The organism is Brevundimonas sp. FV1ye28 (genome assembly GCF_058681135.1).
The window spans coordinates 1948328-1973036 of the sequence record NZ_CM178731.1 but is presented as its reverse complement, the minus strand read 5'-3'; the positions used below and the strand labels follow the sequence as shown (position 1 = coordinate 1973036).

The following is a 24709-nucleotide window of genomic DNA, read 5'->3' as shown; positions in this document are numbered from 1 at the left end:
CGAGCCGAAAACACAATCAATCGGTCCCCGTAACGCGAAAGCAGGGGGCCACCTCGGTTCCGGGCGAACGCCCAGGCTCCGTCGACTTCCCCATACCCGTTCACAGCGGAAGGACGATGACGCGTGCCGGAACGACTGCGACCCCCGAACGCCTCGACAGCGCCTCAACCGATCCCCACTGTCAGGACATGAACCGCCGCGCCCTTCTGACCCGCGCCGCCCTCGTCGCCGCCGGTCTCGGCGGGGCGTGGTGGCTGAGGGACCATGTCCTCTGGCGCGATCCCGGCATCGCCTTCGGGCCAGAACGCTCCAGCGGCTGGCTCGATTATGACGAGCCGCGCGCCGTGGTCCCCACCGTCCGCGTCACCGTTGCCGGCCAGTCGATCCGCGCCCTCGTCGATTCGGGCGCCCAGTATTCCGTCATCGATCGCGGCCTGTTCGACCGCCTCGGACTGACCCAGGCCTTCGACATCCCGCTGGTCGCCTATGGCGTCGGCGGCGGCGCCCAGATGGGGCGCGGCGTCACTCTGGACGTCTCGGTCGGCGGAATGCGGATCGAAGCCCTGCGCGCCGCCATCCTCTCGCTGGGGCCGCTGGCCGAGGGCGACGGACTGGCCTCTCCCCTCATCCTGGGCCAGGACCTGCTCGGCCAGACCGTCCTCGAACTGGACACGGAGGCGCGCCGGATGCGCTTCCTGCCGCGAGACGGCCATGCGCCGTCTCCCGACCTGGCCGGCATTTCCGTCTCCAGGGCGGGCGGCGCCCTGACCACCGAGGTCACGGTCGAGGGCGCGACGATCCAGGCGGTCGTCGACACCGGCGCCTCGGCTCTCCTGGCCCTGTCCCGCGAGGCGGCCGAAAGCGCGGGCCTTCTGGACGGCCGCCCGTCCGAACGGGGTGCCAGCATCGTCCTCGGCGGATCCATCGAGTCGCAAATCGTCCGCTCTCGGACGATCACCATCGGCGATCAGATCTACCGCGACGCTCCGACGCCGATCTACGCCGACGTTCCCCTGCCGGGCTTCCCCGCCGCCCTGGTCGGCATGGAGGCCTTCGCCGGTCGGACACTGCTGCTGGATCTCGGCGGCGGCCGCCTCCATGCCTCCCGCCCGCTGGACCTGACCATCGGTCGCTAGGGCCGCGTCTGCCCGGTCCCGCGCACCACATACTTGTAGCTGGTCAGCTGTTCCGCCCCCACCGGCCCCCGTGCATGCAGCCTCGATGTGGAGATACCGATCTCGCCGCCGAACCCGAACTCCCCGCCGTCCGCGAACTGGGTCGAGGCGTTCCACAGGACGATGGCGCTGTCGACGCGGTTCAGGAACTCGGTCGCCGCCTCGCCGTCCTCGGCTACGATCGCATCCGTATGGCCCGACCCGTACCGTCGGATATGGGCCACCGCCGCGTCCAGATCGTCCACCACCTTCACCGCCAGGATCGGCGCCAGAAACTCCCGTCCCCAGTCGTCATCCCCGGCCGCCGTCATCGCGGGGACCAGCGCACAGGCCTCCGCATCGCCCCGCAAGGCACAGCCTGCCGCGATCAACCCGTCCGCCACCGTCGGCAAGAGCCGCTCCGCAGCGCCTCGATCCACCAGCAGGGTCTCCGTCGATCCGCACACGGACACCCGCCGCATCTTGGCGTTGACCACGACATCCCGCGCCATCCCGACCTCGGCCGAGGCGTGCAGATAGGTGTGATTGATCCCCTCCAGATGCCCCAGCACCGGAACCCTCGCCTCCGCCTGAACCCGCGCCACCAGGCTCTTTCCGCCGCGCGGGATCAGCAGGTCGATCGTCCCCTCCAGCCCCGTCAGCAGCGCCCCGACCGCGGCCCGATCCGGTGTGTCCACCAACTGAACGGCATCGCCGGGCAAACCCGCCGCCGCCAATCCCTCGACGACCGCCCCATGGATCGCCAGCGAACTGTCCAGACAGTCCGACCCGCACCTGAGGATGGCGACATTGCCGGACCGCAGGCACAGGGCCGCCGCATCCGCCGTCACATTGGGCCGGCTCTCATAGATGATGGCCAGGACCCCGATCGGCGTCCTCACCCGTGCGAAATCCAGGCCGTTCGGTCGGGTCCAGCGCGCCGTCTCCACCCCCAGCGGATCGGGAAAGGCCGCCACCTCGTCCACCGCCGCCGCCATGGCCTCGATCCGCGACGGCGTCAGGGTCAGCCGGTCGATCTGGGCCTCGGCCATGCCGTTCTTCCGGGCCCGGTCGATGTCTCGGAGGTTGGCGCTCAGGATATCTTCGGCCCGCGCCCGGATCGCCGCCGCCATCGCCGTCAGGGCCTCCGACCGCATTTCGGCCGGCGCCAGACGCACCGCATCGGCGGCCGCCCGCGCTCGGCCACCCATCCCCCGCATTCGGGCGTCCAGATCACTCATCCGTGCAGCACCAGGTCGTCGCGATGAATGGCCACCCCCGGCCCCTTGTAGCCGACCAGATCCTCGATCTCGCCCGAATGACGCCCTCGGATTGTCTCCATCTCGTCGGCGGCATAGGCGGCCAGGCCGACGCCCAGAACCCCGCCGTCGGCGCCGATCACGCGGACGCTGTCGCCCCGGTCGAACCGGCCCTCCACCGCCTTTACGCCGGAGGCCAGAAGGCTGCGTCCCCCGGCCAGGGCCTCCGCCGCCCCATCATCGATCGTCAGGGCACCCGCCTGCTCCAGACTGCCTGCGATCCAGGACTTGTAGGCCTGCAAGGGCGTCGCCGTGGCCGTGATCAGACTGGCCCGCGCTCCGGAGGCGACGGCGTTCAGCGGCCGATCCGTCAGGCCGGATGCGATCACTGTCGCGCAACCCGCCGACCGTGCGATCCGCGCCGCCTCCAGCTTGGTCGCCATGCCGCCGGTGCCGAGGTTCGCTTCCGCGTTCGCCCCGCCGGCCATGGCCAGCACCTCGGGGCCGAGATCATCAATGAGCGGCAGATGCCTCGCTGCCGGATCGCGGCGCGGATCGGCCGTGTACAGACCGTCGACATCGGACAGCAGGATCAGCAGGTCCGCTCGCACCAGCTGCGCCGCCCGCGCCGCCAGCCGGTCGTTGTCGCCGTAGCGGATCTCTTCGGTGGCGACGGTGTCATTCTCATTGACGACCGGTACGACGCCCAGCTTCAGCAGGGCCTCCATCGTCGCTCGGGCATTGAGCCAGCGACGGCGGCGTTCCGTGTCGTCTCGGGTCAGCAGAACCTGACCGGACATCAACCCCGCACCGGCAAGCGCCGCTTCCCAGGCCTGCATCAACAGGGACTGTCCCACGGCGGCGGCGGCCTGCTTCTCGTCCAGTCTGGCATTCTTCTCGAGCCCCAACCGCCCGCGCCCCAGAGCCACGGCCCCGGAGGAGACCACAACGACCTGACGTCCCTGAGCGCGCAAGGCGGCGATATCGGCGGCCAGGCCCGCCAGCCACACCGTCGCCGGGGCCTTCGCGTCCACGACAAGCGAGGAGCCGACCTTCACCACGATACGCTTCGCCGTCCGCAGGCTGGCGGCGGCAGAGGCGGCTTCAGGCAGGGTCACGACAGGGGCGGTCACAGGATGACCATGACTCCCCGTTTGCGATGCAACAAGCCGCCTTGCGGGCCTGGGCGATCAGAGGCCCTGGAACGTATCACAGACGGCCGGATCGCCGGATTGATAGCCGCGCAGCAGCCATTGCTGACGCTCGGCCGAGGTGCCGTGGGTGAAGCTTTCCGGGCTGACCTGTCCGCCCGAGCGACGCTGCAGGGCGTCGTCGCCGATGGCCGAGGCGGTGCGCAGGCCCTCCTCGATATCGCCCTGTTCGACCGCGACCTCGCCGCCGGAGACCGCCGCGGCGTTGGCGGCCCAGACTCCGGCGTAGCAGTCGGCCTGGAGCTCCAGCGCTACGGAATAGCGGTTGCCCTCGGCTTCGGACGAGGCGCTCTGCTGCGCGCGCTGCACCTGTTCGGAGGCCCCGGTCAGGGTCTGGACGTGGTGGCCGATCTCGTGGGCCAGGACATAGGCGCGGGCGAAATCGGCGCCGGACGCCCCCAGCTTGGTCTCCATCTCCTGCCAGAAGGAGAGGTCGAGGTAGACCTGGCGGTCGGCCGGGCAATAGAAGGGCCCCATGGCGGACTGGCCGAAGCCGCAGCCGGTCTGTGTGCCCTGCTCATAGAGGACGATGTTGTCCGGGGCCCGATAGCCGTCCAGCTTGGTCGCCCAGACGTCATTGATGTTGCGGCCTACGATGTCGACGAACAGCCCGGCCTGATCCTCCGGCGTGCCCTGCTGTCCCTCCTGCGAGGCTCCGGCCTGACCGAAGGTCGAGGCGACCTGCTGGGTGGTGCTCGGATCGATTCCGAAAACGAAATAGCCGATCGCGGCCAGCACGAGGACGCCGATGCCACCGCCGGCAGCCACGCCGCCGCCCATTCCGCGGCGATCCTCGATCCCGCCGCCCCGCTGTCCGCCCTGCCACCGCATCGCCGCCTCCCTGATTTCCCGCTCAAGCTAGGCCGGAACGCGGGCGGAGGGGAAGGGATGCAATCGGATCGGCAGGTCTCGTCAGCGGGGTTGGCGGGCCAGCCAGTCGTCGATCTGGGTCACGCCGGAGACCGTCGCCTCCCGTCGGGCCGTCGCCGCTTCGCGCGCGCGCCGTCGGGCGTCCGGGGTCTGCGGGAGATCGACCAGCGGGATGTAGGGCTCGTGTTGGCGCTGAGCCCGGATTTCCATTTCGGTCAGTCGGGACTGGAGCTGGTACTGACGAGCGAAAGCGGCCTGCTGTTCGGATTGCAGTCGCTGTGTCTCCACGCGATCACGCAGCCGGTCCACCATGGGGTCGCCGATATAGGGCTGGCCCGGATGATACGCCTGAGCCGAGGCGGATCCGGCGCCGAGGACGGACATCAGAAGGAGAGCTGCGGCTTTCATGGGATCGAAGATGGGGCCGGACGCCGGTTCGACCAAGCGTGGCCGCGATCAATCCAGCGAGAAGACCGAACAGCGCTTGATGGCGAAATCCTCCAACTCGCGTGTCGTCGGCACCTGGTATTCGGCGAGGAAGGTCAGGCCTTCGGTCCGGAAATAGGTTCGGTGCGGGTCTCCGATCAACACCTGAGAACCCTGTTCTCGCGCCTGCCTCAGCCAGGCCATGACGCGCTCGGTCATCGGCTTTTCGTAGCAGACGTCGCCGGCGCAGATCACGTCGACCTCGGGCGGAGGGGCGTCCAGCAGGTTTCGGTCTGTGAAGGACAGGGCCACGCCGTTAGCCTCGGCGTTCAGCCGAACGGCGGCCTCGCAGAAGGGATCGATGTCGGCGGCCAGAACGGATCGGGCGCCCGCCTCCATTGCCGCGATCCCGACCAGGCCGGAGCCGGTGGCGAAATCGACGACCGTCTTGCCGGCGAACGCCCCGGGATTATCCAGCACCCAGCGCGCCAGCGCCTGTCCGCCCGACCAGGCGAAGGCCCAGAACGGCGGCGGCAGGCCCAATTCGCCCAGCTCCTCCTCCGTCAGCTTCCAGATCGGCGTGATCTCGTCCGCCAGCCACAGCGAAACCTCCGGCGCATGCGGCACGGCCTGCAGTCGGGTGTTGGCCAGGATGAAGGCGACGGGATCGGCGATGGTCACACGCGGGACCTAGGGCCTTCGCCGTTCAGGTATCAAGCCGAATAAGGGGATCAAGGCAGGCGTGGCGCGATGCGGGATCATCTTCCGGCAACAATTTATGTCAGGCTGGCCTTACAAAGTCATGTTGACCTGACAAAAATGACGTGTCATGTAGGCCTTACATTAAGTCAGGAGCTCACGACATGACCCGCTGGAAAGACGGCACGCCCGCCGACCGTAAATACGTCATCCGAACGATGGCCTTCACCATTCCCTATGTGGCGGTCAACGTCGCCGCGATGTTCGGTATCTTCGACGAGATCATCGGCAAGCCCGCAGCATGGGGACTGGCCGCCGCGGTCGCCGCACCCATACTGGGCTGGATCTGGTCGATCCTGGTTCTGATGCGCGATTCCGACGAGTTCATGCGCGCCGTGCTGGCCAAACGCTTCATCGTCTCGGCCGGCGTGGCCATGGCGATCGCCAGCTTCTGGGGCTTCGGCGAGAGCTACGCCAATGCGCCCCACATCCCCAACTGGATGATCTTCCCGCTCTTCTGGGCCTGCTTCGGCATCGCCACCCCCTTCATCCGGACCTCCCACTGATGAAGAACCGGCTGAAACTGCTCCGTACGGAGAAGGGCTGGACCCAGGAACAGCTGGGTCAGGCTCTCGGTGTCTCCCGCCAGGCCGTCAACGCCCTGGAGACCGAGAAGCACGATCCCTCTCTGGACCTCGCCTACCGCATCGCCGCCCTGTTCGAGCGCGCTGTCGAGGACGTCTTCGACAACCCTCACACCTGAAACCCACCTGACATTTTGTCAGGATAACATGACAAGGACATCGACATGCTGCACCTCCGCCACTTCGTCGGGCGTTCGACCCTGCGCGCCCTGTTTCTGGCTTCAGCCGCCGCACTCGCGGTCGGCGGGACGGTCTTCGTCGCCCCCCAGGCTTACGCCGAGCCCGCCGCTGCGACCCAGACGGCCGCGTTCGCCTCCGACCGGCTGTCGGTCGAGGTCATCGGTTCAGGCCCCGACGTCATCCTGATCCCTGGCTTGGCCTCGTCGCGCGAAGTGTGGCGTCCGCTCGCCACGCGACTGGCCGCCACCCACCGCGTCCATCTGGTGCAACTGGCCGGGTTCGCCGGCGAACCCTGGACCCACGGCGACGGCCCGTTCGTCGCGCCGGAGGTCGAGGAGATCGCCCACTATATCGCCGAGGCTGGCCTGCAGAAGCCCGCCGTCATCGGCCATTCGATGGGCGGGCTCAGCGGCCTGCTGCTGGCCCAGGGACACCCCGACAGCGTCGGCCGTCTGATGATCGTCGACGCCCTGCCGTTCTACAGCGCCATGTTCGGGCCCGCCGTCACCGCAGAGGCCGCACGTCCCTTCGCGGCCCAGGCGTCCGCCGGGATCCTCGGCGCCGACGAGGCTGCCTTCCGCGCCATGCAGGTCCAGACGGCTGCGGGCCTGGCCCGTGATCCGGCGACCCGCGAGGCCATGGTCGAATGGTCGATGACCACCGACCGCCGCGCCTTCGCCGCCGCCATGACGGACGTTATGACCACCGACGCCCGTCCGGGCCTGGCCGCCATGTCTCTGCCGGTCACCGCGCTCTACGCCACCGACCCCGAGGGCGGTCCGCCGCCCGCCATGGCCCAGGCGCTTTGGGAGCGGGAATACGCAGCCCTGCCGGGGGTTCAGGTGATCCGTGTCGACGCCAGCCGCCACTTTATCATGGCCGATCAACCCGCCCGGTTCGACGAACTGGTGGATGATTTCCTGAAGTAGGCGTTCAGGCGGCGGGCGCGGGCTTCGGCTCGCCCGCGAACTCGTCCGCATAGGCGGGTGCCAGCAGGGCGCGGAAGGCGCTCTGCGGCACCGTCACCTCATACGATCCATCGGAGTAGGGACCGACCTGATAGGGGCCGATCAGGAAGACCAGACCGCCGGCCTTGCCCGGCATCGTCCCGGTAGCCAGGACGAAGGGGACGGTCGAGGCGCGCGGGCATTTCCACATCTCGCCGCCGGTCAGTGACACCGTCTGGGTCTGCGGATCGCGCTTCCTCTTTTCGGCGTTGATCGCGGCGCACAGGGCGACGTCCAGCGCCGACAGGTCGCCCGTCTTGGTGAACAGGTCGGCCGCCGCCACCTCGCGCTTCAGCGCCTTGTCCCACAGGATGGAGGTGAAGGACGCATTCGGGTGGGCCCCGCCGGTGAACTCCGAATCGGTGCGGATCAGGCTGAACAGCTTTCCGGTCTCGGCGCCGGGCGTGATCGTGATCGACTTGTTGTAGGCACCGACCCCAGCGTCGCCACCGGCCTCGGTGCGGTCGGCCTGGGCGCCTTCGGAGAACTCGCGCAGGTCGCGCACGGCGGCGGCGTAGAGGCGGGCGTGCAGGTCGGGCTGGGCCTTGATCGCGATCGGCAGGGTCAGGCTGACGTCGGCGAACGGGGACTTGGCTTCGAACGCCATGGGGGCGGCGGCGTCGGCCGGGGTGACCATGGCGCCCGCACCCGCCGTCGGGACCGGCGCAGCCGCCTTCTCATCGGCCCTGTCGCGGTTGCAGCCGGCCAGGGTCGCCGACACGGCGGCGGCGATGAGGACGAGGCGGAACGGCGTGGTCATGGTCGCGGTCATGGGGCGATCTCCGGGTCAGAGGACGAAGGTTAGCCCGCCGAGGGCGATGGCCGCCAGCAGGATCAGTCCCGCCTCGCGGTTGGACTTGAACAGTTTCAGCGCCAGGGCGCCCTTCTCGGGCTTCAACGTGCGCACCTGCCAGGCGAGATGGCCGGCGTAGACGCCGCAACTCAGAAAGAAGAGCAGCCCCAGCCCGGCCACGGCTCCGGCCAGCAGAACACTGACCACGGCGAGACCGTAAAAGACGGCGACCCCGGATTTCACGCCCTTGCCGAGGCGCCGCGCAGAGGACTTCACCCCGACCATGGCGTCGTCCTCGATATCCTGAAGCGCGTAGATGGTGTCGTAGCCCAGGGTCCAGAACACCCCGCCGACATAGAGCAGGATGGCCGCTATGGTCAGTTCTCCGTTGACGCCGGGCGCGACGGCGAAGGTCATCCAGTCGCCGGTCATGACCTTCCACTGGCCGCCAGCCCAGACGAGGAAGGACAGGGCGCCGGTCGCCGCGCCATAGCCCATCAGGGCGCCCCAGTTGAACGTCAGCCCTAGCCAGGCCTGCGGCCACCAGGTCATTCGCTTCATGAAGGGATAGGCCGCCACCAGGGCCAGCGAGCCGACGCCCAGCAGCACCGCCGTCAGGTTCAGCGTCAGCAGGATCGACAGGCTGACCAGACTGCACCCGATCACGAACCGCCAGGCCTGTCGCACGCTGATCCGCCCCGAGGCGACCGGTCGCGCCGCCGTCCGCGCGACCTTCAGGTCGATGTCGCGGTCGACGATGTCGTTGAAGGCGCACCCCGCCGCCCGCATCAGACAGGCTCCGATGGCGAACCCGACGAACAGCCACAGCTCATGAAGACCAGGCGTCCGGTGATCCTGGGCCAGCGCAAGCGTGATCCCCTGCCAGCCCGGCAGCAGCAACAGCCAGATGCCGATGGGCCGATCGAAGCGGCCGAGCTTCAGCCAGGGCTTGAGGCCTTCGGGCGCGCGGGCGTCGACCCAGTTGCGGCCGGCGTCGGGGAGGGGGGCGGACATGAGCGGACGGATAGCACTCCGTCCACCTCGCGTCAGGTCGCCTTTCGACAGGTCAGAGGTCCAGTCGATCCCGCGCGTCGAGCAATAGATAGACGCAGATGGCCAGCAGCCCGACGTCCTTGGCCAGGAACTGACCTGTCGATCCCAGGGCCGGGAAGCCGTAGCCGTGCTGCCCTATGCCGGGAGCGGTGAAGAAGAAGCTCAGTGTCACCACGAAGGTGGCGACGCCCATCAGGGCGCCGATCAGCCCCGCCCAGGGAAAGCGGCCGCCGATGGCGATAAGCCCGCCGGCCGTCACCTCCAGCACCCCGATGACCGCCGACGCGCCGCCGACACCGACCAGCGGATAGAGCCAGCCGAACAGCCAATAGTCTTCCGCGATGCCCCTGACCCCTTCGGCCTCGTAGGGGAGAAACTTCATATAGCCGAACCACAGCAGGATCAGCGCGATGCCGAACCGCAGGGCGGCGCGTCCGTCGAGACGGGCGGGGGAGAGGGAAGGGGTCATGGCAGGCTCCGCAGAGGTTCTGCCCCCCGTTCGCCGCAAGACCCGATCAGGTTACAGCCAGGCTCAGCTCCGGCGAACGAGGATGACGCCGCCGATCACCAGGGCCACGCCCGCGATCCGACCCAGATTGACCGGGGCGCGCGGGACGCCGAATGCGCCGAAGTGATCCAGCGCCAGGCTGATGATCAACTGGCCCGCCACCATCAGGGTGATGGTCATGGCCACACCCAGCCGGGGCACGGCCCAGGTGGCGGCGACCACGAAGATCGCGCCGTACAGGCCCCCGACCCAGGCATACCAGGGCAGCCCCTTGGCCGCTGTCATGTCCGGCCGGGTGTGCAGAATGGCGGCGAGGATGCCGAGCGCGGCCGTACCCACGGCGAACGACACGAAGGCGGCGTTGACCGGACTGGCCACGGCCGTCGCCAATCGGGCGTTGGTGGGGGCCTGAAGCGCGGTCGCCCCGCCGGCGAGGACGACCGCCAGCATGGCGATCCAGGGTGCGAAGTTCATAGGCCCAGCCTCTACCAGCGCGGATCGACGGGCGCACCGCCGAACATCTCGGCCATCCGGTCGCGCGTCGATCGATGTGCGTCCTCGGGCAGGTCCAGCGGATCGAACCAGCCGGTCTCGGCGATCTCTCCGTGAGAGGTCAGCTCGCCCGCCTCGAAGGCGTCGAAGCGATAGACCAGCACATGGTCGCCCCTGAAGAACCGCTCGTTGGAATGGACCGAGACCAGCCGGCCCCGCGTGGTCGCCCTCAGACCCGTCTCCTCGAACAGTTCGCGTGTCGCCGCGTCACCGGTCGTCTCGCCACGGTCCACACCGCCGCCCGGCAGCCACCAGCCGGCCAGATAGGTGTGTTTGACAAGCATGACCCGGCCCTGAGCATCCACCGCCACGGACCGGACGCCCAGGGTCATGCCGCGCTGAAGTCGGGAGACGAAAAAGAAGATCGGCCGGGTGAAGGGCTCGATTCGGACACGCCAGTTCATCCGGCGAAACTACAGGACGATGACCTCTCCGTCCTCCTTGACGAACCGCTCAGGCCGCCGATCGAGCACCTCGAACACCCGCTCCGACGGCCGGGCCATCACGACGCCCAGCGGCGTCTCGACGATCGGCCGGTTCACCAGGATCGGATGCTCGACCATGGCGGCGAGGATCGCCTCGTCCGAAACGGCGGGATCGAGCAGGCCCATCGCCTCGGCCGGCGTCTTCTTCTCCCGCAGGATCGCCCGCGCCGATACGCCCATCCGCGCCATCAGGTCGGTCAGTTGCTCTGCCGTCCAGCCCTGCTCGACATAGAGGACGACCTTCGGCTCATAGCCCTGATCCAGGATCGCCCTCAGTACGTTGCGCGACGTGCCGCAGTCGGGGTTGTGGAAGATGGTGATCGGGAAGGGTGTCATCGGGTCCCCACTGCTCGGCGCGTGCGCTATTGTCCAGACGCGTGGAGCGAAGTGATGATCCGGACCCTCAAACTGTTTCTGGATTCGCGAAACTACCGGGAGGTCGCCGGCCTGTGGCTGATCGGTTCGATGTTCGCGACCTTACTCGGCACTCTGCTCGGCTTGTTCGGGGTCATGACCCGCTGGATCGCCACCCTGCCAGCGGGCGCGGAGTCGGGACCGGCCGATTTCATCGTTTTTCTGCTGTATGTGGCCGGCCTGTATGGGGCGCCCATGCTTGGGTGGCGGCTTCATGCGTGCGGCCGCTACGGTCTGGCCATGCTCGCGGGCTGTGCGCCTGCCATGACCTGCGTGCTCGGTGTCATGTGGATGATGCGCGACTGGTCCGAGCTCGCTTGAACCGAAGGCGTCCGAAGGTTATTGCGGCCTGAGAACAGGAGCTTCCCATGACGGCCCTCTACATCATCCTCGGCTTCGTCGCCGTCTTCGGCGCGTTCAACGTCTTCGAGTTCGGTCGGGTTGACTGAACCCCGCCCCGGCGCGGCGCTCGTCACGGGCGGAGCCCGCCGGATCGGCCGCGCCATCGTGCTGGCCCTGGCCGCACGCGGCCATGACGTCGCCATCCACCATCGCGAGTCCGTCGAGGACGCCCAAGCGCTTGCCGAAGAGGTCCGCGCGCTGGGTCGTCGCGCCGCGGTGGTCTCCGCCGACCTGACCGACGAGGCCCAGGTTCGCGCCCTGATCCCCGCCGCCGCCAAGGCGCTCGGCCCGATATCTGTATTAGTCAACAACGCCTCCGTGTTCGAGGACGACCGTGTCGGCGACCTGTCGCGCGAGACCTGGGACCTGCATCTCGAGACCAATCTGCGCGCGCCCGTCGTGCTGGCCGAAGCCTTCGCCGAACAGGCTCCCGACGGATCCTCGATCGTCAATCTGCTGGATCAGCGGGTGCTGAAGCCCGATCCGCGCTTCTTTTCCTACGCCCTGTCGCGCAACGGCCTGTGGTGGGCGACGCGGACCCTGGCCCAGGCGCTGGCGCCTCGCATCCGCGTCAATGGCGTCGGCCCCGGTCCGACGCTGGCCTCCATCCACCAGTCGGAGGCGGAATTCGCCGCCGAACAGGCCGCCATGCCGCTGGGCCACGGCTCCTCGCCCGAAGACATCGCCCAGGCCGTGGCCTATCTCGTTGACGCCCGCTCGGTCACCGGCCAGATGATCGCCGTGGACGCCGGCCAGCACCTGGCCTGGCAGACCCCCGACATCGCCGAGTGAACCCTGCCGTGATCCAGTCCCTTTCGGCCGCCCGGCGCGAGAACCTCACCGTCTTCGTCAAGGGCCTGCGGGTCGAGGCCGGCATCGGCGTCTACGACCACGAGCACGGCCGGCTCCAGACCCTGGTCATCGACGTGACGCTGGATCTCGGCCCGGCTGAGGTCCACGGCCTGTCGGACACCATCAACTATGAGACGGTTGCCGCCTCGGCCCGTCGGATCATCGCCGAGGGGCACGTCGGTCTGGTCGAGACCTTTGCCGAACGTCTGGCCCTCCACTGTCTGGAGGACGCCCGCGTGTTGGGCGTCACCGTCCGCGTGGACAAGCCGGGTGCCCTGGAGGCCGCCGACGGGGCCGGGTGCGAGCTCACCTACAGACGCTGAAGTCGCCTCGTCCGCGGCCCTGATTCGCCTCCAGCCTTGCCTTTGCCGGCTTTCGGCACGACATGTCGCCGCGCAATGCCCCAGGTTCGTTTCACCCGCCGCTTCTCGATGGCCCATCGCCTGCTCGCTGACGCCGCGTCGCGCTGTGCGGTTCCGCATGGCCACAACGAGTTCGTCCACGTCATCCTGGCCACGGACGCCGAGATGGATTTCGGCGGCTCGAACTATGTCGCCTCTTTCGAGACCCTGAAGGGCCGCTGGCACGGCTTCATCGACAAGGCCGTGGATCATGCCTTCCAGCTCAACGCCGCGGATCCCATGCTGGCCTGGTTCCAGGCCCATGAGCCCCAGCGCGTGCGCCAACTGATGGTCTTCGACGGCGATCCCACCACCGAGGCCTTCGCCATCGCCCTGCGCCGGAAACTGGACGCGATCCTCAAGGACGACGGTTCCCCCTTCCGCTGCGTCGAGCTGACCTTGGAAGAGACCCCGACCAACGCCGTCATCGTCGGCGAACATCTCAGCGTCGCCGAGCGCGCCTGGGCCGCCGGAAGCTGGATGGACCGGCCCGATCTGTCGATCAACGACCTGACGGCCTAACGTGACGCTCGGTTCGGCTTGCCTCGGACCGGCCACCCGGCCATTGTCGCCATCATGAACGCGAGGACACCGATGGCCGAGCCCGGCGATCCCAAGGCGCCCCAGAATCCTGGACAGGCGGCTCCGGAACCGGAGCACCATGACGACGACCTGATCGGTTTCGCCTCGCCTTCCGCGCTGGAAGGACGTCCGCGCACGCCTGCGCCTGCCCCCCCGCCGCCGCCGGAGCCTGAGTCCGACGCCGATCTGTTCGCCCCGGCGTCCGGTCCCATCGTGACGCCGGTCCCCGAGACCGCGGCTCCGACGCCGACGCCGCAATGGGCGCGCGAAACCCCGATCCCCGAACGGCCCGCCGGCGGCTTCGCCCGTCGCGGCGAGCAACCGGCGCCCATCGACGGCGCCATGGGCATCTATGCGGTCTATGCCCTGATCCTGTTCGCCGTGCCGACGCTCGGCGTGTCCGCCCTGATCGCTCTTCTGGCCGTCACCGGTCGTGCCGGACCGCAGGGAGAGGTGGCGGCCAGCCATTTCATGTTCCAGCAGCGCACCCTGTGGGCCGGCGGGGTGGTCGCCCTGCTCGGCGGGATCCTGATCGCCGTGGGTCTGGGCGTCTTCGTCCTGTTCGTTCTGGCGGTGTGGTTGATCCTTCGGGGCGCCGGCGGCGTTCTGAAGCTGAAGGCGGGCCGTGCGATCGAGCGGCCCCGAGCCTGGTTGTTCTAGGAGGGACTGATGTCCGACGCGCCCCAGCCCCGTCTCGAAGGCGGCCATGAATCCCAAGGCAAGCCTGCCGCCCTGATCGCCTGGGGCCTCTACATCCTGTCGATTCCCTCGGCCAACGTCCTGGTCCTGGTCGGACTGGTCGTCGCCTACGCCGCGCGCGGCTCGTCCACCGGCATGGCTCGCCAGCATATCGAGGCCCAGATCGCGCTGTTCTGGTCGGTCTTCTGGTGGACCATCGCCCTGTGGGTCTTGATCGCGGTCTCGGCGGTCGCCTCCATCGTCCTCATCGGCATTCCGTTCCTGCTGCTGTTCCTGGCGCTGTGGTTCCTGCTCAGCGTCTGGTTCACGGTGAAGAGCATCCTCGGCATCATGAACCTGCTGTCCGACAGGCCTGCCTGAGCATACGTCACCGTACGGAACGGTCCCCCGGCGCAAGGCATTCCACCCCCAGTGTCGAGGGGATTTTCATGACCGACTTTCGCGACGTCACGGCCGAGCAGCGCTACGAGCAGGGCTTCACCGATGCCGACGGCCAGATGCGGCGCGTCTGGGCCGATTATTCGGTTCAGGGCGATCGCCGCGCCATCCTGCATGTCGAGGCCGAGGATCAGCTGCGCGGCTCCGGCGCGGCAGGCAAGTTCATGCAGAGCCTCGTCGATCACGCCCGCGCCGAAGGACTGACCCTGACGCCCGTCTGCGGCTATGCCGTCGCCTGGTTCCGTCGCAACAAGGACCAGGCCGACGTGGTCGGCTGACATTCAAAGTCTCCTCCCTGTCGCGCAGCGATGGGGAGGTGGCAGCGAGCTCTTCGCGAGCTGACGGAGGGGTTCTTCGTGCGCGCGAAAAGAACCCCTCCGTCTCTCCGCTACGCTGCGAGCCACCTCCCCATTCGCCCAGCGGCGAACAGGGAGGAGACACTTCATCAGCCCCCCGCATACCCGCCGATGATCGGCAGCACCTCGCCGGTGATGAAGCTCGACATCTGCGGCGACGCCAGGAAGACATAGGCGGGCGCGATCTCCTCCGGCTGAGCCGGGCGTTTCATCACGGTCTTCTCGCCGAAGTGGGCGACGTCCTCCGCCTGTTTGTCGGCGGGGTTCAACGGCGTCCAGACCGGCCCCGGCGCGACCACGTTCACCCGGATGCCGCGCGGCGCCAGATGGGTCCCCAGCGACCGGGCGAAGGCATGGATGCCGCCCTTGGTCATCGAATAATCAAGCAGATCCTTGTTCCCCAGGATGCCGGTCACCGACCCTGTCATCACGATCGACCCGCCCGACTTCATGTGGGGGACGGCCGCCTGGGTCAGGTTGAAATAGCCGTAGAGGTTGGTCTTCAGCGTCCGGTCGAAATGCTCGAAGGTCAGATCCTCGAACGCCTCGACATGCTCCTGGAAGGCGGCGTTGGGCACCACGACATCCAGCCGCCCGAAGGCCTTCAGCGTCTCGGCCACGGCCATCTTGGAGAAGGCCGGATCGGCCACATCGCCCTTCAGCACGATGGCGCGGCGCCCCTCGGCCTCCACCGCCTGCTTCGTCGTCTCCGCGTCGGCGTCCTCATCCAGGTGACAGATCGCGACGTCGCAGCCCTCGCGCGCAAACAGGGCGGCGACCCCGCGCCCGATGCCGGAATCCGCCCCGGTGATCAGGGCGGCGAAGCCGTCCAGCTTGCCTGAGCCCTTCCAGAACGGGGCGTCATACATCGGGGCCGGATCGAGGGCGGCCTCGTCACCCGGCTTGGTCTGGTGCTGTTTAGGGAAGGGCGGCTCCGGATAGGTCCGTGCGCCGGCCTGGACCGCGCCCTCGTTCTGATCCTCACCGCCACCCCGTTGAGCCTTGGCGTCGATCTCCGCCTGGATCTTGCGTTCGTGGTCTGCGGTCGTCTCGGCCTGGGGTTCGAAGCGATCGGTCATGGGGCTCTCCTGAAAGTCCCTTTCGAAACCGGCGGACCCCGACGCGGTTCCGGGTATTATCCTGATCGACGACCAGTGTCGGATAGGGGAGAGCCAGATGGACGGCATCGATCTTCAGGGGATGCAACAAAGCCTGGGCGCCGCCGCCGGCCCGCTTCAGACCTGGGTCTTGCCCGCCCTTCTCGGGCTGGGCCTGGCCTCGGCGACAGGGCTGCGAACATTTCTGCCTCTGCTGATGCTGGCGCTCGCCGCGCGCTTTGGTCTGTTCGGCATCGCCTTGAACGACCAGATGAGCTGGCTGGCCGACTGGCCCGCCATCGCGGCGCTGGGCGTCGCCGCCGTCGTGGAGTTCACCGGCGACAAGATCCCCGTCGTCGATCACGGCCTGAACGTGCTGGGCGCCTTCACCCGCCCGGTCGCAGGCGCGGTCGCGGCCGGCAGCGTCTTCGTCGGCCTCGACCCGACCACGGCCGCCATCGCGGGGGTCATCGTCGGCGCGCCTACGGCTTTCGCCTTCAATGCTGCGCAAGGGGGAGCGCGTCTTACCTCGACGGCCACGACCGGAGGCGTCGGCAACCCCATCCTCTCCTTCATCGAAGACGTGCTGGCCTTCTTCACGGTGATCCTGGCGTTCCTCGCCCCGATCCTCGTTCCGGTGGTGCTGATCGTCCTGGCGATCCTGTTGTTCCGTCTGGCGAACCGTCTGCGGGCGAAACTCTACGCCCGCGACGACCTCACAGGCGCGACACGATCGCCTTGATGGTTTCGGCCTTCGCCGGCAGATCTTCGGCCAGACGCGAGGCGATCTCGCGCGCGCCGACGGGATAGGCATCGCCGCCCTTGGAGATTTCGTCAGCCAGGGTCGCCGCGTCGTTCAGCGCCTTTTCAAGCGCCTCGACCTGTTCGATCGCCAGGGCGCGCGCCTCGGCCTGAAGCTGCTTCACTCGGTCGGCGGTCGTCTGCGGACCGCGCATCAGATCATAGACTTCGGATTCTGCGACGAGGCGCAGGTCAGGCTTGGAGCGGCTTTCGGTCGTCTTGGGCATGGGGTTCTCCTGACCCCACGAAACGTCCGGCCACGGTGAAGTTTCCTGGTTCGAACGCGCCTGTACACAATAGCGTCACTGTGTGACCCGCACGCATCACCGTTCGGCGGGCTCAGGCCTGTTCCTGCTGTCGTTCTTCTTCCTCGGCGATCATTTCGGCCGCGTCCTCGTTCAGGGCCTGGGCTTCGCGACGCGGCTTCACGTAGGGCGCAGGCTGCGGCGTCACGACATTGCCGCGCATCATGCCGCGTCCGGCCTCCAGTCCACCCGCGACCTGGACCGCCAGGATGTCCTCGTCGCGACGCCGCACGTCCTGGATGGTGTCGCGCACCTCGTCCTCGGAGAAGCCCAGGTCTTTCAACACATGTTCGCCGAAGCCCAGGGCGCTTTCGAAGGTCTCCCTGATCTGGAACTCCACGCCCGCGTTGATCAAGCGGATCGAGTGGCCGCGGTCATAGGCGCGCACGAACAGCTTGGTCAGGGGGAACTCGGCCTTGACCAATTCCACGATCCGATCCGCCGCTTCGGGCTTGTCGACGCACACCAGTATGGTCTCGGCGGTCCCGGCACCCGATGCCCTGAGGACGTCCAGCCGCGATCCGTCGCCGTAATAGACCTTGAACCCGAAGTTTCCGGCGGCCTGGATCATCTCCACGTCCATGTCGATGATCGACACGTCCACGTCGCGCGCCAGCAGTGGCTGGGACACGACCTGGGCGAACCGGCCGAAGCCGATGATCAGGACCCGCTCGCGCAGGTTGCTGGCCCGGTCGACGCCGTCCATATCGTCGATCGAGACCTGCGCATCCTTCAGGAACCAGCGCGACACCACCATCGTGACCAGCGGCGTCATCACCATCGACAGGATGACGATGGCGGTGAAGATCGCCGCCGTCCGTACGTCGAACAGGCCGGCCATCAGGGCCGCCCCGAACAGGACGAAGGCGAACTCGCCCCCTTGCGCGAACAGGGCCGCCCGCTCCAGCGCCTCGTTGTGCGAGGACCGGAACAGGCGGGCGATGGCGTAGATGCCGACGGCCTTCACCACCATGAACAGGGCGACGCCGCCGACGACCCAGCGCCAGTCGGTCACGACCACGCCGAGGTTGAGCGACATCCCGACCGACAGGAAAAACAGGCCGAGCAGGATCGAGCGGAACGGATCGACGTCGGCTTCCAGCTGATGCCGGAAGGTCGAATCCGACAACAGCACCCCGGCCAGGAAGGCGCCCATGGCCATCGACAGGCCGCCCAGCGACAGTGCCCAGGCCGCGCCGCACACCACCAGCAAGGCGGCGGCCAGCATCACCTCGCGCCCGCCGTACTTGGCGAGTTGGCGGAAGATCGGATTGATCGCGTACTTGCCGGCCAGGATCACGCCGACGACCGCCGCGACGGCCAGCCCGGCCGTCTGCCACAGGGGCGGGCCGTTCTCGGCCGTGCCCAGCGCCGTGCCCAGAACCGCCACGACGGCCAGCAGCGGCACGATGGCCAGGTCTTCCAGCAGCAGGATGGAGACGGCCCGCTGGCCGTGCGGGGTGTTGATCTCGTTCCGCTCATCCAGCGTCTGCATGATGACGGCGGTCGACGACAGGACGAAGCCCGAGGCACCGACGAAGGCCACGGCAGCCGGGATCCCGAACGCCATCGCGGTCCCGGTCAGGAGAAGGGCGGCGGTGATCACCTGCGCGGCGCCCAGGCCGAAGATCTCCTTCCTCAGCGTCCACAGCTTGGCCGGTCGCATCTCCAGCCCGATGATGAACAGGAACATGACCACGCCCAGCTCGGCGACATGCAGGATCGCCTCGGCGTCCCCGATCATGCCCAGGGCGAACGGGCCGATGATCACCCCGGCGGCCAGATAACCCAGGACCGATCCCAGGCCGAACTTGCGGAACAGCGGCACCGCGACGACGGCGGCCGACAACAAGACCACCGCGTGGCCGAGATTCATGCCTGCTGCCGGGTCCGCCATGATCGCTCCGTTGTGGTCAGGCCACTATACTGGCGATGCTCGGCCTTGATTGCGACCCCTGACGGCTACGCTTTCGCCAGTTCCACGATCCGCTTGACCAGGTCGCTGTCCGGATCGGCCAGAGGGTCCAGCACGGTGAAATGGTTCAGCCCCGCCAACGCCTCGAACCGCGTCTCCACCCCCTTGCCGCCCCACAGGTCCGCCATGTCCCGCGACTGGCGCACGAACTCGGTCGTCTCCGCCGCCCCGACGATACAGTCCAGCACCGTCCCGCCCGGCGTCGATCCGTTCGGCGCGGGCCAATGGACGGGCGATAGAGCCGCCGCCTCCCGAGCATCCAGCCTCAGTGCATCGTTCAGCGAGGTCTGGACCAGCGGCTCCAGATCGAACAGGCCCGAGATCGCCACGGCCGCCGAGGCTCTCGCTTCCGACAGCATGCAGGCCGCCCCGTGTCCTCCGGCGGAATGGCCGAACACGACGGGCCGCTTGCCCGTTCGGGCGCGAACCAACTCCACCGCATCGCGCATCTGGCCGACGATCCGCCCCAGCCGCACATCGGGCGCGAGGTCGTAGGAAGGGATGGCGACGCTGATCCCATGCTTCAGGAAGGCCGGCGCGATCCAGCTGAACCAGCTCCGGTCCAGCGCCTGCCAGTAGCCGCCGTGCAGGAAGACGACGATAGGGGCGTCGGACGCCGCGAACAGATCGAGGACGTGGCGCTCGCCGGGGCCATACGGCAGGGCGGTCGGCGGATGATCCGCCCGCGCGGCCTCTGCCTCCGCCTTCCACCGCCCCATGACGACAGGGTGGTCCGGCACGGCCGCGCGGTTGTTGTATTCGGCTTCGAGCCAGTCTGCCGAAGAAGTGGGGGGCTTATCGCTCACGTCCGCATCCGCTACTCAAGCCCGCAAACACCGGAGCCCACGACCATGATGACCGCCATCTTCGTCTTCATCAAATGCGAGCTGGGCCACGCCAACGACGTCGCCGCCGACATGGTCGACAATGTCGAATACGTCTCGGAGGTCTACTCCACCTCGGGCCAGTACGATCTCCTGGCCAAGTTCCAGCTGCCCAAGGAGATGGACATCGGCACCTTCGTCACCAAGTCGGTCCAGACGCGGCCGCACATCCGCGACACCTTCACGGTGATCACCTTCTCGCCCTTCCTGCCGACGAAGTGACGCTGAACCTCTCCCTCCCCCTCGGGGGAGGGTGGTCGCGAAGCGACCGGGTGGGGACGGCAAGGCAAAACCCCACCGGCCTGTACCCGTATCACCCAGCCGCCCCCACCCGGTCTCCGCTACGCTCCGACCACCTCCCCCAAGTGGGAGGGAGATGACGCTGCGTCACTTTCGAATCCCTGCTAATCACTGATCACAGACGCAGGCACAGGCGTCAGGGAGCGAACCATGACTTCATCCGGTGGGGCCGATCTGGAAACCTTCCGCGCGGAGACGCGCGTCTGGCTGGAGGCGAACTGCCCGGCCGAATGTCGCGGTCCGCTCGACAATGACGAGGACCGGGTCTGGGGCGGTCGCAACGCCACCTTCAAGACCCCCGCCCACAGACAGTGGATGGACGTCATGGCCGCACGCGGCTGGACGGCCCCGCAATGGCCTACGGAATACGGTGGCGGCGGTCTCGATCGCGAACAGGCCAAGGTGCTGGCGTCGGAGATGCGCCGCATCGACGCTCAGTCGCCCCTGTCGTCCTTCGGCATCTGGATGCTGGGCCCGGCTCTCCTTCAGTTCGGGACCGAGGAACAGAAGAAGCGGTTCCTGCCCGAGATCGTGCGCGGCGAGATCCGCTGGTGCCAGGGCTATTCCGAACCCGGCGCTGGTTCCGACCTGGCCGCCATCCAGACCCGCGCGGAGGATCGTGGCGACCACTGGATCATCAACGGTCAGAAGATCTGGACCTCCTACGCCGACAAGGCCGACTGGATCTTCTGCCTGATCCGGACCGACCCTGAGGCACCCAAGCATCTGGGCATCTCGTTCGTCCTGTTCGACATGGCGACGCCGGGGGTGACGACCAAGCCGATCACCCTGATCAGCGGCAAGTCGCCCTTCTGCGAGACCTTCTTCGACGACGTCCGGGTCGAGAAGGAAAACCTGATCGGGACCCTGAACCGGGGCTGGGACGTGGCCAAGGCGCTTCTGGCCCACGAACGGACGATGATCGGCGGCATGGGCGACATGGGCCGGCCCATGAGCCAGGTCGCGGTGGATTCCATCGGGCTGGACGACACGGGCCGCCTCGACGAGCCGATGCTGCGCGCCAGGATTGCCGATTTGGAGATCGACGTCGCCGCCTTCCGCCTGTCGATGGAGCGGGTCGGCGATCAGGTGAAGGCCAAACAGGTCTCGCCCGCCATCGCCTCCATGCTGAAATACTATGGCTCGGAGCTGAACAAGCGCCGCCACGAACTGGCCATGGCCGCCGGCGGCTCCGACGCCCTGGAGTGGGAAAGCGAGCGCTCGCACAAGGGCACGGCCGCCCGCGACTGGCTGCGCACCAAGGCCAATTCGATCGAGGGCGGAACCTCGGAGGTTCAGCTGAACATCATCGCCAAACACCTGCTGCAGCTGCCGGGAGCCTGAGCCCATGCCCCTGATCCTGACCGAAGAGCAGACCATGCTGAAGGAAGCCACGGACGGCTTCCTCAACGAAAACGCGCCCATCTCCCACTTCCGCAAACTGCGGGATTCGAACGACGCTGACGGCGTGTCGCGCGACCTGTGGAAGGCCTTCGGCGAAATGGGTTTCGCCGGCGTCATCATCCCCGAGGAACACGGCGGCTCCGGCCTCGGCGCGGTCGAGGCGGGCATCGTGGCCGAAGGCCTCGGCTGCACCCTGACCCCGTCGCCCTTCTTCGGCTCCTCGATTCTGGCCGCCCGTATCCTGATCGACGCGGCGTCCGCCGCTCAGCAGGCCGCCTGGCTGCCGAAGATCGCGGCCGGTGAAGCCATCCTGTCGCTCGCCCTCGATGAAGGTACGAAACACCAGCCCTCGCGAATCGCGACGAGCGCCGAACGCAGCGGCAACGGCTTCAAGCTGAATGGCGCGAAGGGCTTCGTCCTCGACGGCCACATCGCCGACGCCCTGATCGTTGCGGCGAAGACCGACGCCGGCGTCACCCTGTTCCTCGTCAACCCGAAGACGGCGGGCGTCGAGATCGAACGCACCGTCATGGTCGACGCCCACAACGCCGCCCGCATCACCCTGACCGACGTCCAGGTCGATTCCGACGCCGTCATTGGCGACGTGGACGCGGGCGAGGCGGCCCTCGAAGGCGCGCTGAACCTCGGCCGCGCCTGCGCCGCCGCCTGCCTGACGGGTGCCGGCGACCAGGCCTTCCTGACCACGATCGAATACCTCAAGACCCGCAAGCAGTTCGGCAAGTTGATCGGCGAGTTCCAGGCCCTGCAACACCGCGCCGCCCACCTGTTCACCGAGCTGGAACTGGCGAAAGCCGCCGTCATGGGCGCCTTGCAACGCCTCGACGCCGGTTCGCCCAAGGCCGACCTCGCCGTCTCCGTCGCCAAGGCCAAGGCCGGCCGCGTTGCCGAACTGGCGGTCCAGGAAGCGGTCCAGATGCACGGCGGCGTCGGCATGACCGACGAATACGATGTGGGCCTCTACATGAAGCGCGTCCGCGTCCTGAACGAACTCCTCGGCGACGCCGGCTTCCACGCCGAGAAACTGGCAAGAGCGGGCGGGTATTAGACCCCTCTCCCGGCGGGAGAGGGCTTGAGGCTCGCAGAGCGTAGCGATGCGTCAGCCGAAAGGGTGAGGGGCTGGCGCTAGCCGGTGAGGGCACGCCCCTCACCCTTTCGCACAAGAACGACGGCTTGCGCCGCCGTGTGCTCAAGCCCTCTCCCGCCGGGAGAGGGTGACGCTGTCATCGTCCCCCGCTAAACCTCCCACCACGGGAGACGACACGCATGACGCTGAACAGCGCGACCTACCAGACCGGCTTCGGCAACCATTTCGCCACGGAGGCCGTCCCCGGCGCCCTGCCGGTGGGGCGTAACTCGCCGCAGAAGACCCCGATGGGCCTCTACGCCGAACAGCTTTCCGGCACCGCCTTCACCGCCCCGCGCGCCGAGAACCGCCGCAGCTGGCTCTACCGCCTGCGCCCCTCGGCCCAGCATCCGGCCTACCAGCCCTTCGCCCAGGGCCAGATCCGCTCCGGGCCGTTCCACGACGCCCCGCCCAGCCCCAATCGCATGCGCTGGGACCCGCTGCCGATCCCGGCCGCCCCGACCGACTGGGTCGAGGGTCTGATCACCTATGGCGGCAACGGCGACGTGGAGGCCCAGGTCGGCGTCGGCATCCACCTCTACGCAGCCAATCGGTCGATGACCGACCGCGTCTTCTACGACGCCGACGGCGAATTGCTGATCGTGCCTCAAGAGGGCGACCACGCCTTCGTCACCGAGTTCGGGCGCATCGAAGCCTCGCCCGGCCACATCGTCGTCATCCCGCGCGGCGTCCGCTTCCGCGTCGAATGCGATGGCCCCGTTCGCGGCTATGTCTGCGAGAACTACGGCGCGCCCTTCCGCCTGCCTGACCTCGGCCCGATCGGCTCCAACGGCCTGGCCAATCCGCGCGATTTCGAAGCGCCCGTCGCGGCCTTCGAGGACGTCAGTCGTCCGACCGAATGCGTCCAGAAATACGCCGGCCGCCTGTGGGTCACGACCTTCGACCATTCGCCGCTGGACGTCGTCGCCTGGCACGGCAACAACGCGCCCTATCGCTGGGACACGGCGCGGTTCAACACCATCAACACGGTCAGCTTCGACCATCCGGATCCGTCGATCTTCACTGTCCTGACCTCGCCCAGCGACACGGTCGGGACGGCCAACTGCGACTTCGTCATCTTCCCGCCGCGCTGGATGGTGGCTGAGGACACCTTCCGCCCGCCCTGGTTCCACCGCAACGTCATGAGCGAGTTCATGGGTCTGGTCACCGGTGCCTATGACGCCAAGGAGGGCGGCTTCGCCCCCGGCGGCGCCAGCCTGCACAACTGCATGAGCGGCCACGGCCCGGACCAGGCCTCCTACGACAAGGCGGTGTCGGCGAACCTTCAACCGCACAAGATAGACAACACCCTGGCCTTCATGTTCGAGACGCGTTTCCCCATCCGCACCACGGAATGGGCGCAAACCACCCCGACGATGCAGCTCGACTACGACGAAGTCTGGACCGGCTTCGCCAAGGGCGACGTCTCCCCCAAGTAAGGACTACCCATGCGCCTCCTGATCGCCGCCCTCGCCCTGATGGCCGCCGCCTGCTCGCCTATGGCCGAACAGGCGCCCGATGCCGGCGCCCCGACCCAGAGCGCCGAGGCCGCTTGCGCCGCGCAGAACGGCACGCTGCAACGCGTGGGCCGTCTCCAATCTGTCCAGTGCGTCATCGCCTATGACGACGCCGGCAAACGCTGCACCGATGGAGATCAGTGCGGTGGCGACTGCCTGCTGCCCGAGGGCTCGGACGTTGCTGCGGGCGCGACGGCCTCCGGCGTGTGCGCCCCGTCCTCCAACCGCTTCGGCTGCGCGACGCGCGTGGAGGACGGCAAGGCAGACGCGACCCTCTGCATCGACTGATAGGGACGC

The 24709-nt window shown here is 67.9% G+C and carries 32 protein-coding genes; 17 read left to right on the top strand and 15 right to left on the bottom strand.

The genetic code is table 11. From position 1 onward, the window contains the following. The first annotated feature begins 116 nt into the window (after positions 1-116). Positions 117-1136 (top strand): aspartyl protease family protein, encoded by a 1020-nt coding sequence (locus ACW171_RS09715; protein ID WP_492092975.1) that lies wholly within the window; start codon positions 117-119, stop codon positions 1134-1136. On the opposite strand, the gene ACW171_RS09710 is transcribed toward ACW171_RS09715, so the two are convergent. The 5 genes from ACW171_RS09710 to ACW171_RS09690 form a co-directional block, all read right to left on the bottom strand. Then, positions 1133-2395 carry a glutamate-5-semialdehyde dehydrogenase gene (locus tag ACW171_RS09710; RefSeq protein ID WP_492092974.1) on the bottom strand — a complete coding sequence of 421 codons (1263 nt, stop codon included), beginning with the start codon at positions 2393-2395 and terminating at the stop codon, positions 1133-1135. The two genes, ACW171_RS09715 and ACW171_RS09710, sit on opposite strands and share 4 nt — an antisense overlap. Then, positions 2392-3546: a glutamate 5-kinase gene (gene proB, locus ACW171_RS09705; protein ID WP_492092973.1), complete on the bottom strand. Its 1155-nt coding sequence runs from the start codon at positions 3544-3546 to the stop codon at positions 2392-2394. The genes ACW171_RS09710 and proB overlap by 4 nt, the downstream gene beginning before the upstream one ends. 57 nt (positions 3547-3603) lie before the next feature. After that, entirely contained in the window at positions 3604-4455 is an 852-nt protein-coding gene (gene ypfJ, locus ACW171_RS09700) for a KPN_02809 family neutral zinc metallopeptidase (RefSeq protein ID WP_492092972.1), read from the bottom strand. Between the two features lie 81 nt (positions 4456-4536). Continuing rightward, on the bottom strand, positions 4537-4878 hold the full coding sequence (locus tag ACW171_RS09695) for a hypothetical protein (protein ID WP_492092971.1): 342 nt from the start codon (positions 4876-4878) through the stop codon (positions 4537-4539). A 72-nt stretch (positions 4879-4950) separates the two neighbouring features. Further along, the gene (locus ACW171_RS09690) at positions 4951-5601 is read right to left on the bottom strand and encodes a class I SAM-dependent methyltransferase (protein WP_492092970.1); all 651 of its coding nucleotides are present in this window, start codon (positions 5599-5601) and stop codon (positions 4951-4953) included. Positions 5602-5783: 182 nt separating this feature from the next. Here ACW171_RS09690 and ACW171_RS09685 point away from each other — a divergent pair, with 182 nt between their 5' ends. Genes ACW171_RS09685 through ACW171_RS09675 form a run of 3 tightly spaced genes read left to right on the top strand, consistent with a single transcriptional unit; the run spans position 5784 to position 7372 of the window. Further along, positions 5784-6185: a hypothetical protein gene (locus ACW171_RS09685; RefSeq protein ID WP_492092969.1), complete on the top strand. Its 402-nt coding sequence runs from the start codon at positions 5784-5786 to the stop codon at positions 6183-6185. After that, entirely contained in the window at positions 6185-6382 is a 198-nt protein-coding gene (locus ACW171_RS09680; protein WP_492092968.1) for a helix-turn-helix transcriptional regulator, read from the top strand. The genes ACW171_RS09685 and ACW171_RS09680 overlap by 1 nt, the downstream gene beginning before the upstream one ends. A 45-nt stretch (positions 6383-6427) precedes the next feature. Then, complete coding sequence (locus ACW171_RS09675) at positions 6428-7372, top strand: alpha/beta fold hydrolase (RefSeq protein WP_492092967.1); 945 nt, start codon at positions 6428-6430, stop codon at positions 7370-7372. 4 nt (positions 7373-7376) lie between these two features. Here the strand turns inward: ACW171_RS09675 and ACW171_RS09670 are convergent, their stop codons facing one another. The 6 genes from ACW171_RS09670 to arsC all read right to left on the bottom strand — a co-directional run bounded on the left by ACW171_RS09670 (position 7377) and on the right by arsC (position 11177). Beyond that, positions 7377-8222: a DUF3298 and DUF4163 domain-containing protein gene (locus ACW171_RS09670; RefSeq protein WP_492092966.1), complete on the bottom strand. Its 846-nt coding sequence runs from the start codon at positions 8220-8222 to the stop codon at positions 7377-7379. Between the two features lie 15 nt (positions 8223-8237). Continuing rightward, entirely contained in the window at positions 8238-9257 is a 1020-nt protein-coding gene (locus ACW171_RS09665) for a UbiA family prenyltransferase (RefSeq protein WP_492092965.1), read from the bottom strand. Between the two features lie 52 nt (positions 9258-9309). Beyond that, positions 9310-9765: a YkgB family protein gene (locus tag ACW171_RS09660; RefSeq protein WP_492092964.1), complete on the bottom strand. Its 456-nt coding sequence runs from the start codon at positions 9763-9765 to the stop codon at positions 9310-9312. 63 nt (positions 9766-9828) lie between these two features. After that, positions 9829-10278 carry a DMT family transporter gene (locus tag ACW171_RS09655; RefSeq protein ID WP_492092963.1) on the bottom strand — a complete coding sequence of 150 codons (450 nt, stop codon included), beginning with the start codon at positions 10276-10278 and terminating at the stop codon, positions 9829-9831. An 11-nt stretch (positions 10279-10289) separates the two neighbouring features. Next, a complete protein-coding gene (locus tag ACW171_RS09650; protein WP_492092962.1) occupies positions 10290-10760 on the bottom strand; it encodes an NUDIX domain-containing protein in 471 nt (156 codons plus the stop codon). Positions 10761-10769: 9 nt separating this feature from the next. Then, positions 10770-11177 carry an arsenate reductase (glutaredoxin) gene (arsC, locus tag ACW171_RS09645; RefSeq protein ID WP_492092961.1) on the bottom strand — a complete coding sequence of 136 codons (408 nt, stop codon included), beginning with the start codon at positions 11175-11177 and terminating at the stop codon, positions 10770-10772. 54 nt (positions 11178-11231) lie between these two features. Here arsC and ACW171_RS09640 point away from each other — a divergent pair, with 54 nt between their 5' ends. The 7 genes from ACW171_RS09640 to ACW171_RS09610 all read left to right on the top strand — a co-directional run bounded on the left by ACW171_RS09640 (position 11232) and on the right by ACW171_RS09610 (position 14907). Continuing rightward, the gene (locus tag ACW171_RS09640; RefSeq protein ID WP_492092960.1) at positions 11232-11576 is read left to right on the top strand and encodes a hypothetical protein; all 345 of its coding nucleotides are present in this window, start codon (positions 11232-11234) and stop codon (positions 11574-11576) included. A gap of 120 nt (positions 11577-11696) precedes the next feature. Then, complete coding sequence (locus ACW171_RS09635) at positions 11697-12449, top strand: SDR family oxidoreductase (RefSeq protein ID WP_492092959.1); 753 nt, start codon at positions 11697-11699, stop codon at positions 12447-12449. Positions 12450-12457: 8 nt separating this feature from the next. Then, entirely contained in the window at positions 12458-12832 is a 375-nt protein-coding gene (gene folB, locus ACW171_RS09630; protein ID WP_492092958.1) for a dihydroneopterin aldolase, read from the top strand. Between the two features lie 75 nt (positions 12833-12907). Then, positions 12908-13432, top strand: coding sequence for a 6-pyruvoyl trahydropterin synthase family protein (locus ACW171_RS09625; protein ID WP_492092957.1), 525 nt, complete (start codon positions 12908-12910; stop codon positions 13430-13432). Between the two features lie 72 nt (positions 13433-13504). Continuing rightward, complete coding sequence (locus ACW171_RS09620) at positions 13505-14152, top strand: DUF4870 family protein (RefSeq protein WP_492092956.1); 648 nt, start codon at positions 13505-13507, stop codon at positions 14150-14152. A 9-nt stretch (positions 14153-14161) separates the two neighbouring features. Next, on the top strand, positions 14162-14551 hold the full coding sequence (locus ACW171_RS09615; protein WP_492092955.1) for a hypothetical protein: 390 nt from the start codon (positions 14162-14164) through the stop codon (positions 14549-14551). 68 nt (positions 14552-14619) lie between these two features. After that, positions 14620-14907: a GNAT family N-acetyltransferase gene (locus tag ACW171_RS09610; protein WP_492092954.1), complete on the top strand. Its 288-nt coding sequence runs from the start codon at positions 14620-14622 to the stop codon at positions 14905-14907. Positions 14908-15074: 167 nt separating this feature from the next. Here ACW171_RS09610 and ACW171_RS09605 read toward each other — a convergent pair whose 3' ends face one another. Next, positions 15075-16064 (bottom strand): SDR family oxidoreductase, encoded by a 990-nt coding sequence (locus ACW171_RS09605; RefSeq protein ID WP_492092953.1) that lies wholly within the window; start codon positions 16062-16064, stop codon positions 15075-15077. Positions 16065-16161: 97 nt separating this feature from the next. On the opposite strand from ACW171_RS09605, the gene ACW171_RS09600 reads away from it, so the two are divergent. Further along, a complete protein-coding gene (locus ACW171_RS09600; RefSeq protein WP_492092952.1) occupies positions 16162-16824 on the top strand; it encodes a DUF4126 domain-containing protein in 663 nt (220 codons plus the stop codon). Here ACW171_RS09600 and ACW171_RS09595 read toward each other — a convergent pair. The 3 genes from ACW171_RS09595 to ACW171_RS09585 form a co-directional block, all read right to left on the bottom strand. Then, entirely contained in the window at positions 16799-17110 is a 312-nt protein-coding gene (locus ACW171_RS09595; RefSeq protein WP_492092951.1) for a hypothetical protein, read from the bottom strand. The two genes, ACW171_RS09600 and ACW171_RS09595, sit on opposite strands and share 26 nt — an antisense overlap. Before the next feature lie 112 nt (positions 17111-17222). Next, a complete protein-coding gene (locus ACW171_RS09590; protein WP_492092950.1) occupies positions 17223-19085 on the bottom strand; it encodes a monovalent cation:proton antiporter-2 (CPA2) family protein in 1863 nt (620 codons plus the stop codon). A 65-nt stretch (positions 19086-19150) separates the two neighbouring features. Continuing rightward, positions 19151-19969 carry an alpha/beta hydrolase gene (locus ACW171_RS09585; protein WP_492092949.1) on the bottom strand — a complete coding sequence of 273 codons (819 nt, stop codon included), beginning with the start codon at positions 19967-19969 and terminating at the stop codon, positions 19151-19153. A 45-nt stretch (positions 19970-20014) separates the two neighbouring features. On the opposite strand from ACW171_RS09585, the gene ACW171_RS09580 reads away from it, so the two are divergent. The 5 genes from ACW171_RS09580 (at position 20015) to ACW171_RS09560 (ending at position 24700) form a co-directional block, all read left to right on the top strand. After that, positions 20015-20269 carry an Lrp/AsnC ligand binding domain-containing protein gene (locus tag ACW171_RS09580; protein ID WP_309629906.1) on the top strand — a complete coding sequence of 85 codons (255 nt, stop codon included), beginning with the start codon at positions 20015-20017 and terminating at the stop codon, positions 20267-20269. Positions 20270-20497: 228 nt separating this feature from the next. Beyond that, positions 20498-21691 carry an acyl-CoA dehydrogenase family protein gene (locus tag ACW171_RS09575; RefSeq protein WP_492092948.1) on the top strand — a complete coding sequence of 398 codons (1194 nt, stop codon included), beginning with the start codon at positions 20498-20500 and terminating at the stop codon, positions 21689-21691. Between the two features lie 4 nt (positions 21692-21695). Continuing rightward, entirely contained in the window at positions 21696-22817 is a 1122-nt protein-coding gene (locus ACW171_RS09570) for an acyl-CoA dehydrogenase family protein (protein WP_492092947.1), read from the top strand. Between the two features lie 218 nt (positions 22818-23035). Continuing rightward, on the top strand, positions 23036-24334 hold the full coding sequence (hmgA, locus tag ACW171_RS09565) for a homogentisate 1,2-dioxygenase (RefSeq protein ID WP_492092946.1): 1299 nt from the start codon (positions 23036-23038) through the stop codon (positions 24332-24334). A 9-nt stretch (positions 24335-24343) separates the two neighbouring features. After that, entirely contained in the window at positions 24344-24700 is a 357-nt protein-coding gene (locus tag ACW171_RS09560; RefSeq protein ID WP_492092945.1) for a hypothetical protein, read from the top strand. Positions 24701-24709 lie beyond the last annotated feature (9 nt).

Coding starts and splice junctions, on each gene's coding strand:
- ACW171_RS09715 (WP_492092975.1), top strand. CDS start 117: ATGACGCGTGCCGGAACGACTGCGACCCCCGAACGCCTCGACAGCGCC.
- ACW171_RS09710 (WP_492092974.1), bottom strand. CDS start 2,395: ATGAGTGATCTGGACGCCCGAATGCGGGGGATGGGTGGCCGAGCGCGG.
- ypfJ (WP_492092972.1), bottom strand. CDS start 4,455: ATGCGGTGGCAGGGCGGACAGCGGGGCGGCGGGATCGAGGATCGCCGC.
- ACW171_RS09695 (WP_492092971.1), bottom strand. CDS start 4,878: ATGTCCGTCCTCGGCGCCGGATCCGCCTCGGCTCAGGCGTATCATCCG.
- ACW171_RS09685 (WP_492092969.1), top strand. CDS start 5,784: ATGACCCGCTGGAAAGACGGCACGCCCGCCGACCGTAAATACGTCATC.
- ACW171_RS09680 (WP_492092968.1), top strand. CDS start 6,185: ATGAAGAACCGGCTGAAACTGCTCCGTACGGAGAAGGGCTGGACCCAG.
- ACW171_RS09675 (WP_492092967.1), top strand. CDS start 6,428: ATGCTGCACCTCCGCCACTTCGTCGGGCGTTCGACCCTGCGCGCCCTG.
- ACW171_RS09670 (WP_492092966.1), bottom strand. CDS start 8,222: ATGACCGCGACCATGACCACGCCGTTCCGCCTCGTCCTCATCGCCGCC.
- ACW171_RS09665 (WP_492092965.1), bottom strand. CDS start 9,257: ATGTCCGCCCCCCTCCCCGACGCCGGCCGCAACTGGGTCGACGCCCGC.
- ACW171_RS09660 (WP_492092964.1), bottom strand. CDS start 9,765: ATGACCCCTTCCCTCTCCCCCGCCCGTCTCGACGGACGCGCCGCCCTG.
- ACW171_RS09655 (WP_492092963.1), bottom strand. CDS start 10,278: ATGAACTTCGCACCCTGGATCGCCATGCTGGCGGTCGTCCTCGCCGGC.
- ACW171_RS09650 (WP_492092962.1), bottom strand. CDS start 10,760: ATGAACTGGCGTGTCCGAATCGAGCCCTTCACCCGGCCGATCTTCTTT.
- arsC (WP_492092961.1), bottom strand. CDS start 11,177: ATGACACCCTTCCCGATCACCATCTTCCACAACCCCGACTGCGGCACG.
- ACW171_RS09640 (WP_492092960.1), top strand. CDS start 11,232: ATGATCCGGACCCTCAAACTGTTTCTGGATTCGCGAAACTACCGGGAG.
- ACW171_RS09625 (WP_492092957.1), top strand. CDS start 12,908: ATGCCCCAGGTTCGTTTCACCCGCCGCTTCTCGATGGCCCATCGCCTG.
- ACW171_RS09620 (WP_492092956.1), top strand. CDS start 13,505: ATGGCCGAGCCCGGCGATCCCAAGGCGCCCCAGAATCCTGGACAGGCG.
- ACW171_RS09615 (WP_492092955.1), top strand. CDS start 14,162: ATGTCCGACGCGCCCCAGCCCCGTCTCGAAGGCGGCCATGAATCCCAA.
- ACW171_RS09610 (WP_492092954.1), top strand. CDS start 14,620: ATGACCGACTTTCGCGACGTCACGGCCGAGCAGCGCTACGAGCAGGGC.
- ACW171_RS09605 (WP_492092953.1), bottom strand. CDS start 16,064: ATGACCGATCGCTTCGAACCCCAGGCCGAGACGACCGCAGACCACGAA.
- ACW171_RS09600 (WP_492092952.1), top strand. CDS start 16,162: ATGGACGGCATCGATCTTCAGGGGATGCAACAAAGCCTGGGCGCCGCC.
- ACW171_RS09595 (WP_492092951.1), bottom strand. CDS start 17,110: ATGCCCAAGACGACCGAAAGCCGCTCCAAGCCTGACCTGCGCCTCGTC.
- ACW171_RS09590 (WP_492092950.1), bottom strand. CDS start 19,085: ATGGCGGACCCGGCAGCAGGCATGAATCTCGGCCACGCGGTGGTCTTG.
- ACW171_RS09580 (WP_309629906.1), top strand. CDS start 20,015: ATGATGACCGCCATCTTCGTCTTCATCAAATGCGAGCTGGGCCACGCC.
- ACW171_RS09575 (WP_492092948.1), top strand. CDS start 20,498: ATGACTTCATCCGGTGGGGCCGATCTGGAAACCTTCCGCGCGGAGACG.
- ACW171_RS09570 (WP_492092947.1), top strand. CDS start 21,696: ATGCCCCTGATCCTGACCGAAGAGCAGACCATGCTGAAGGAAGCCACG.
- hmgA (WP_492092946.1), top strand. CDS start 23,036: ATGACGCTGAACAGCGCGACCTACCAGACCGGCTTCGGCAACCATTTC.
- ACW171_RS09560 (WP_492092945.1), top strand. CDS start 24,344: ATGCGCCTCCTGATCGCCGCCCTCGCCCTGATGGCCGCCGCCTGCTCG.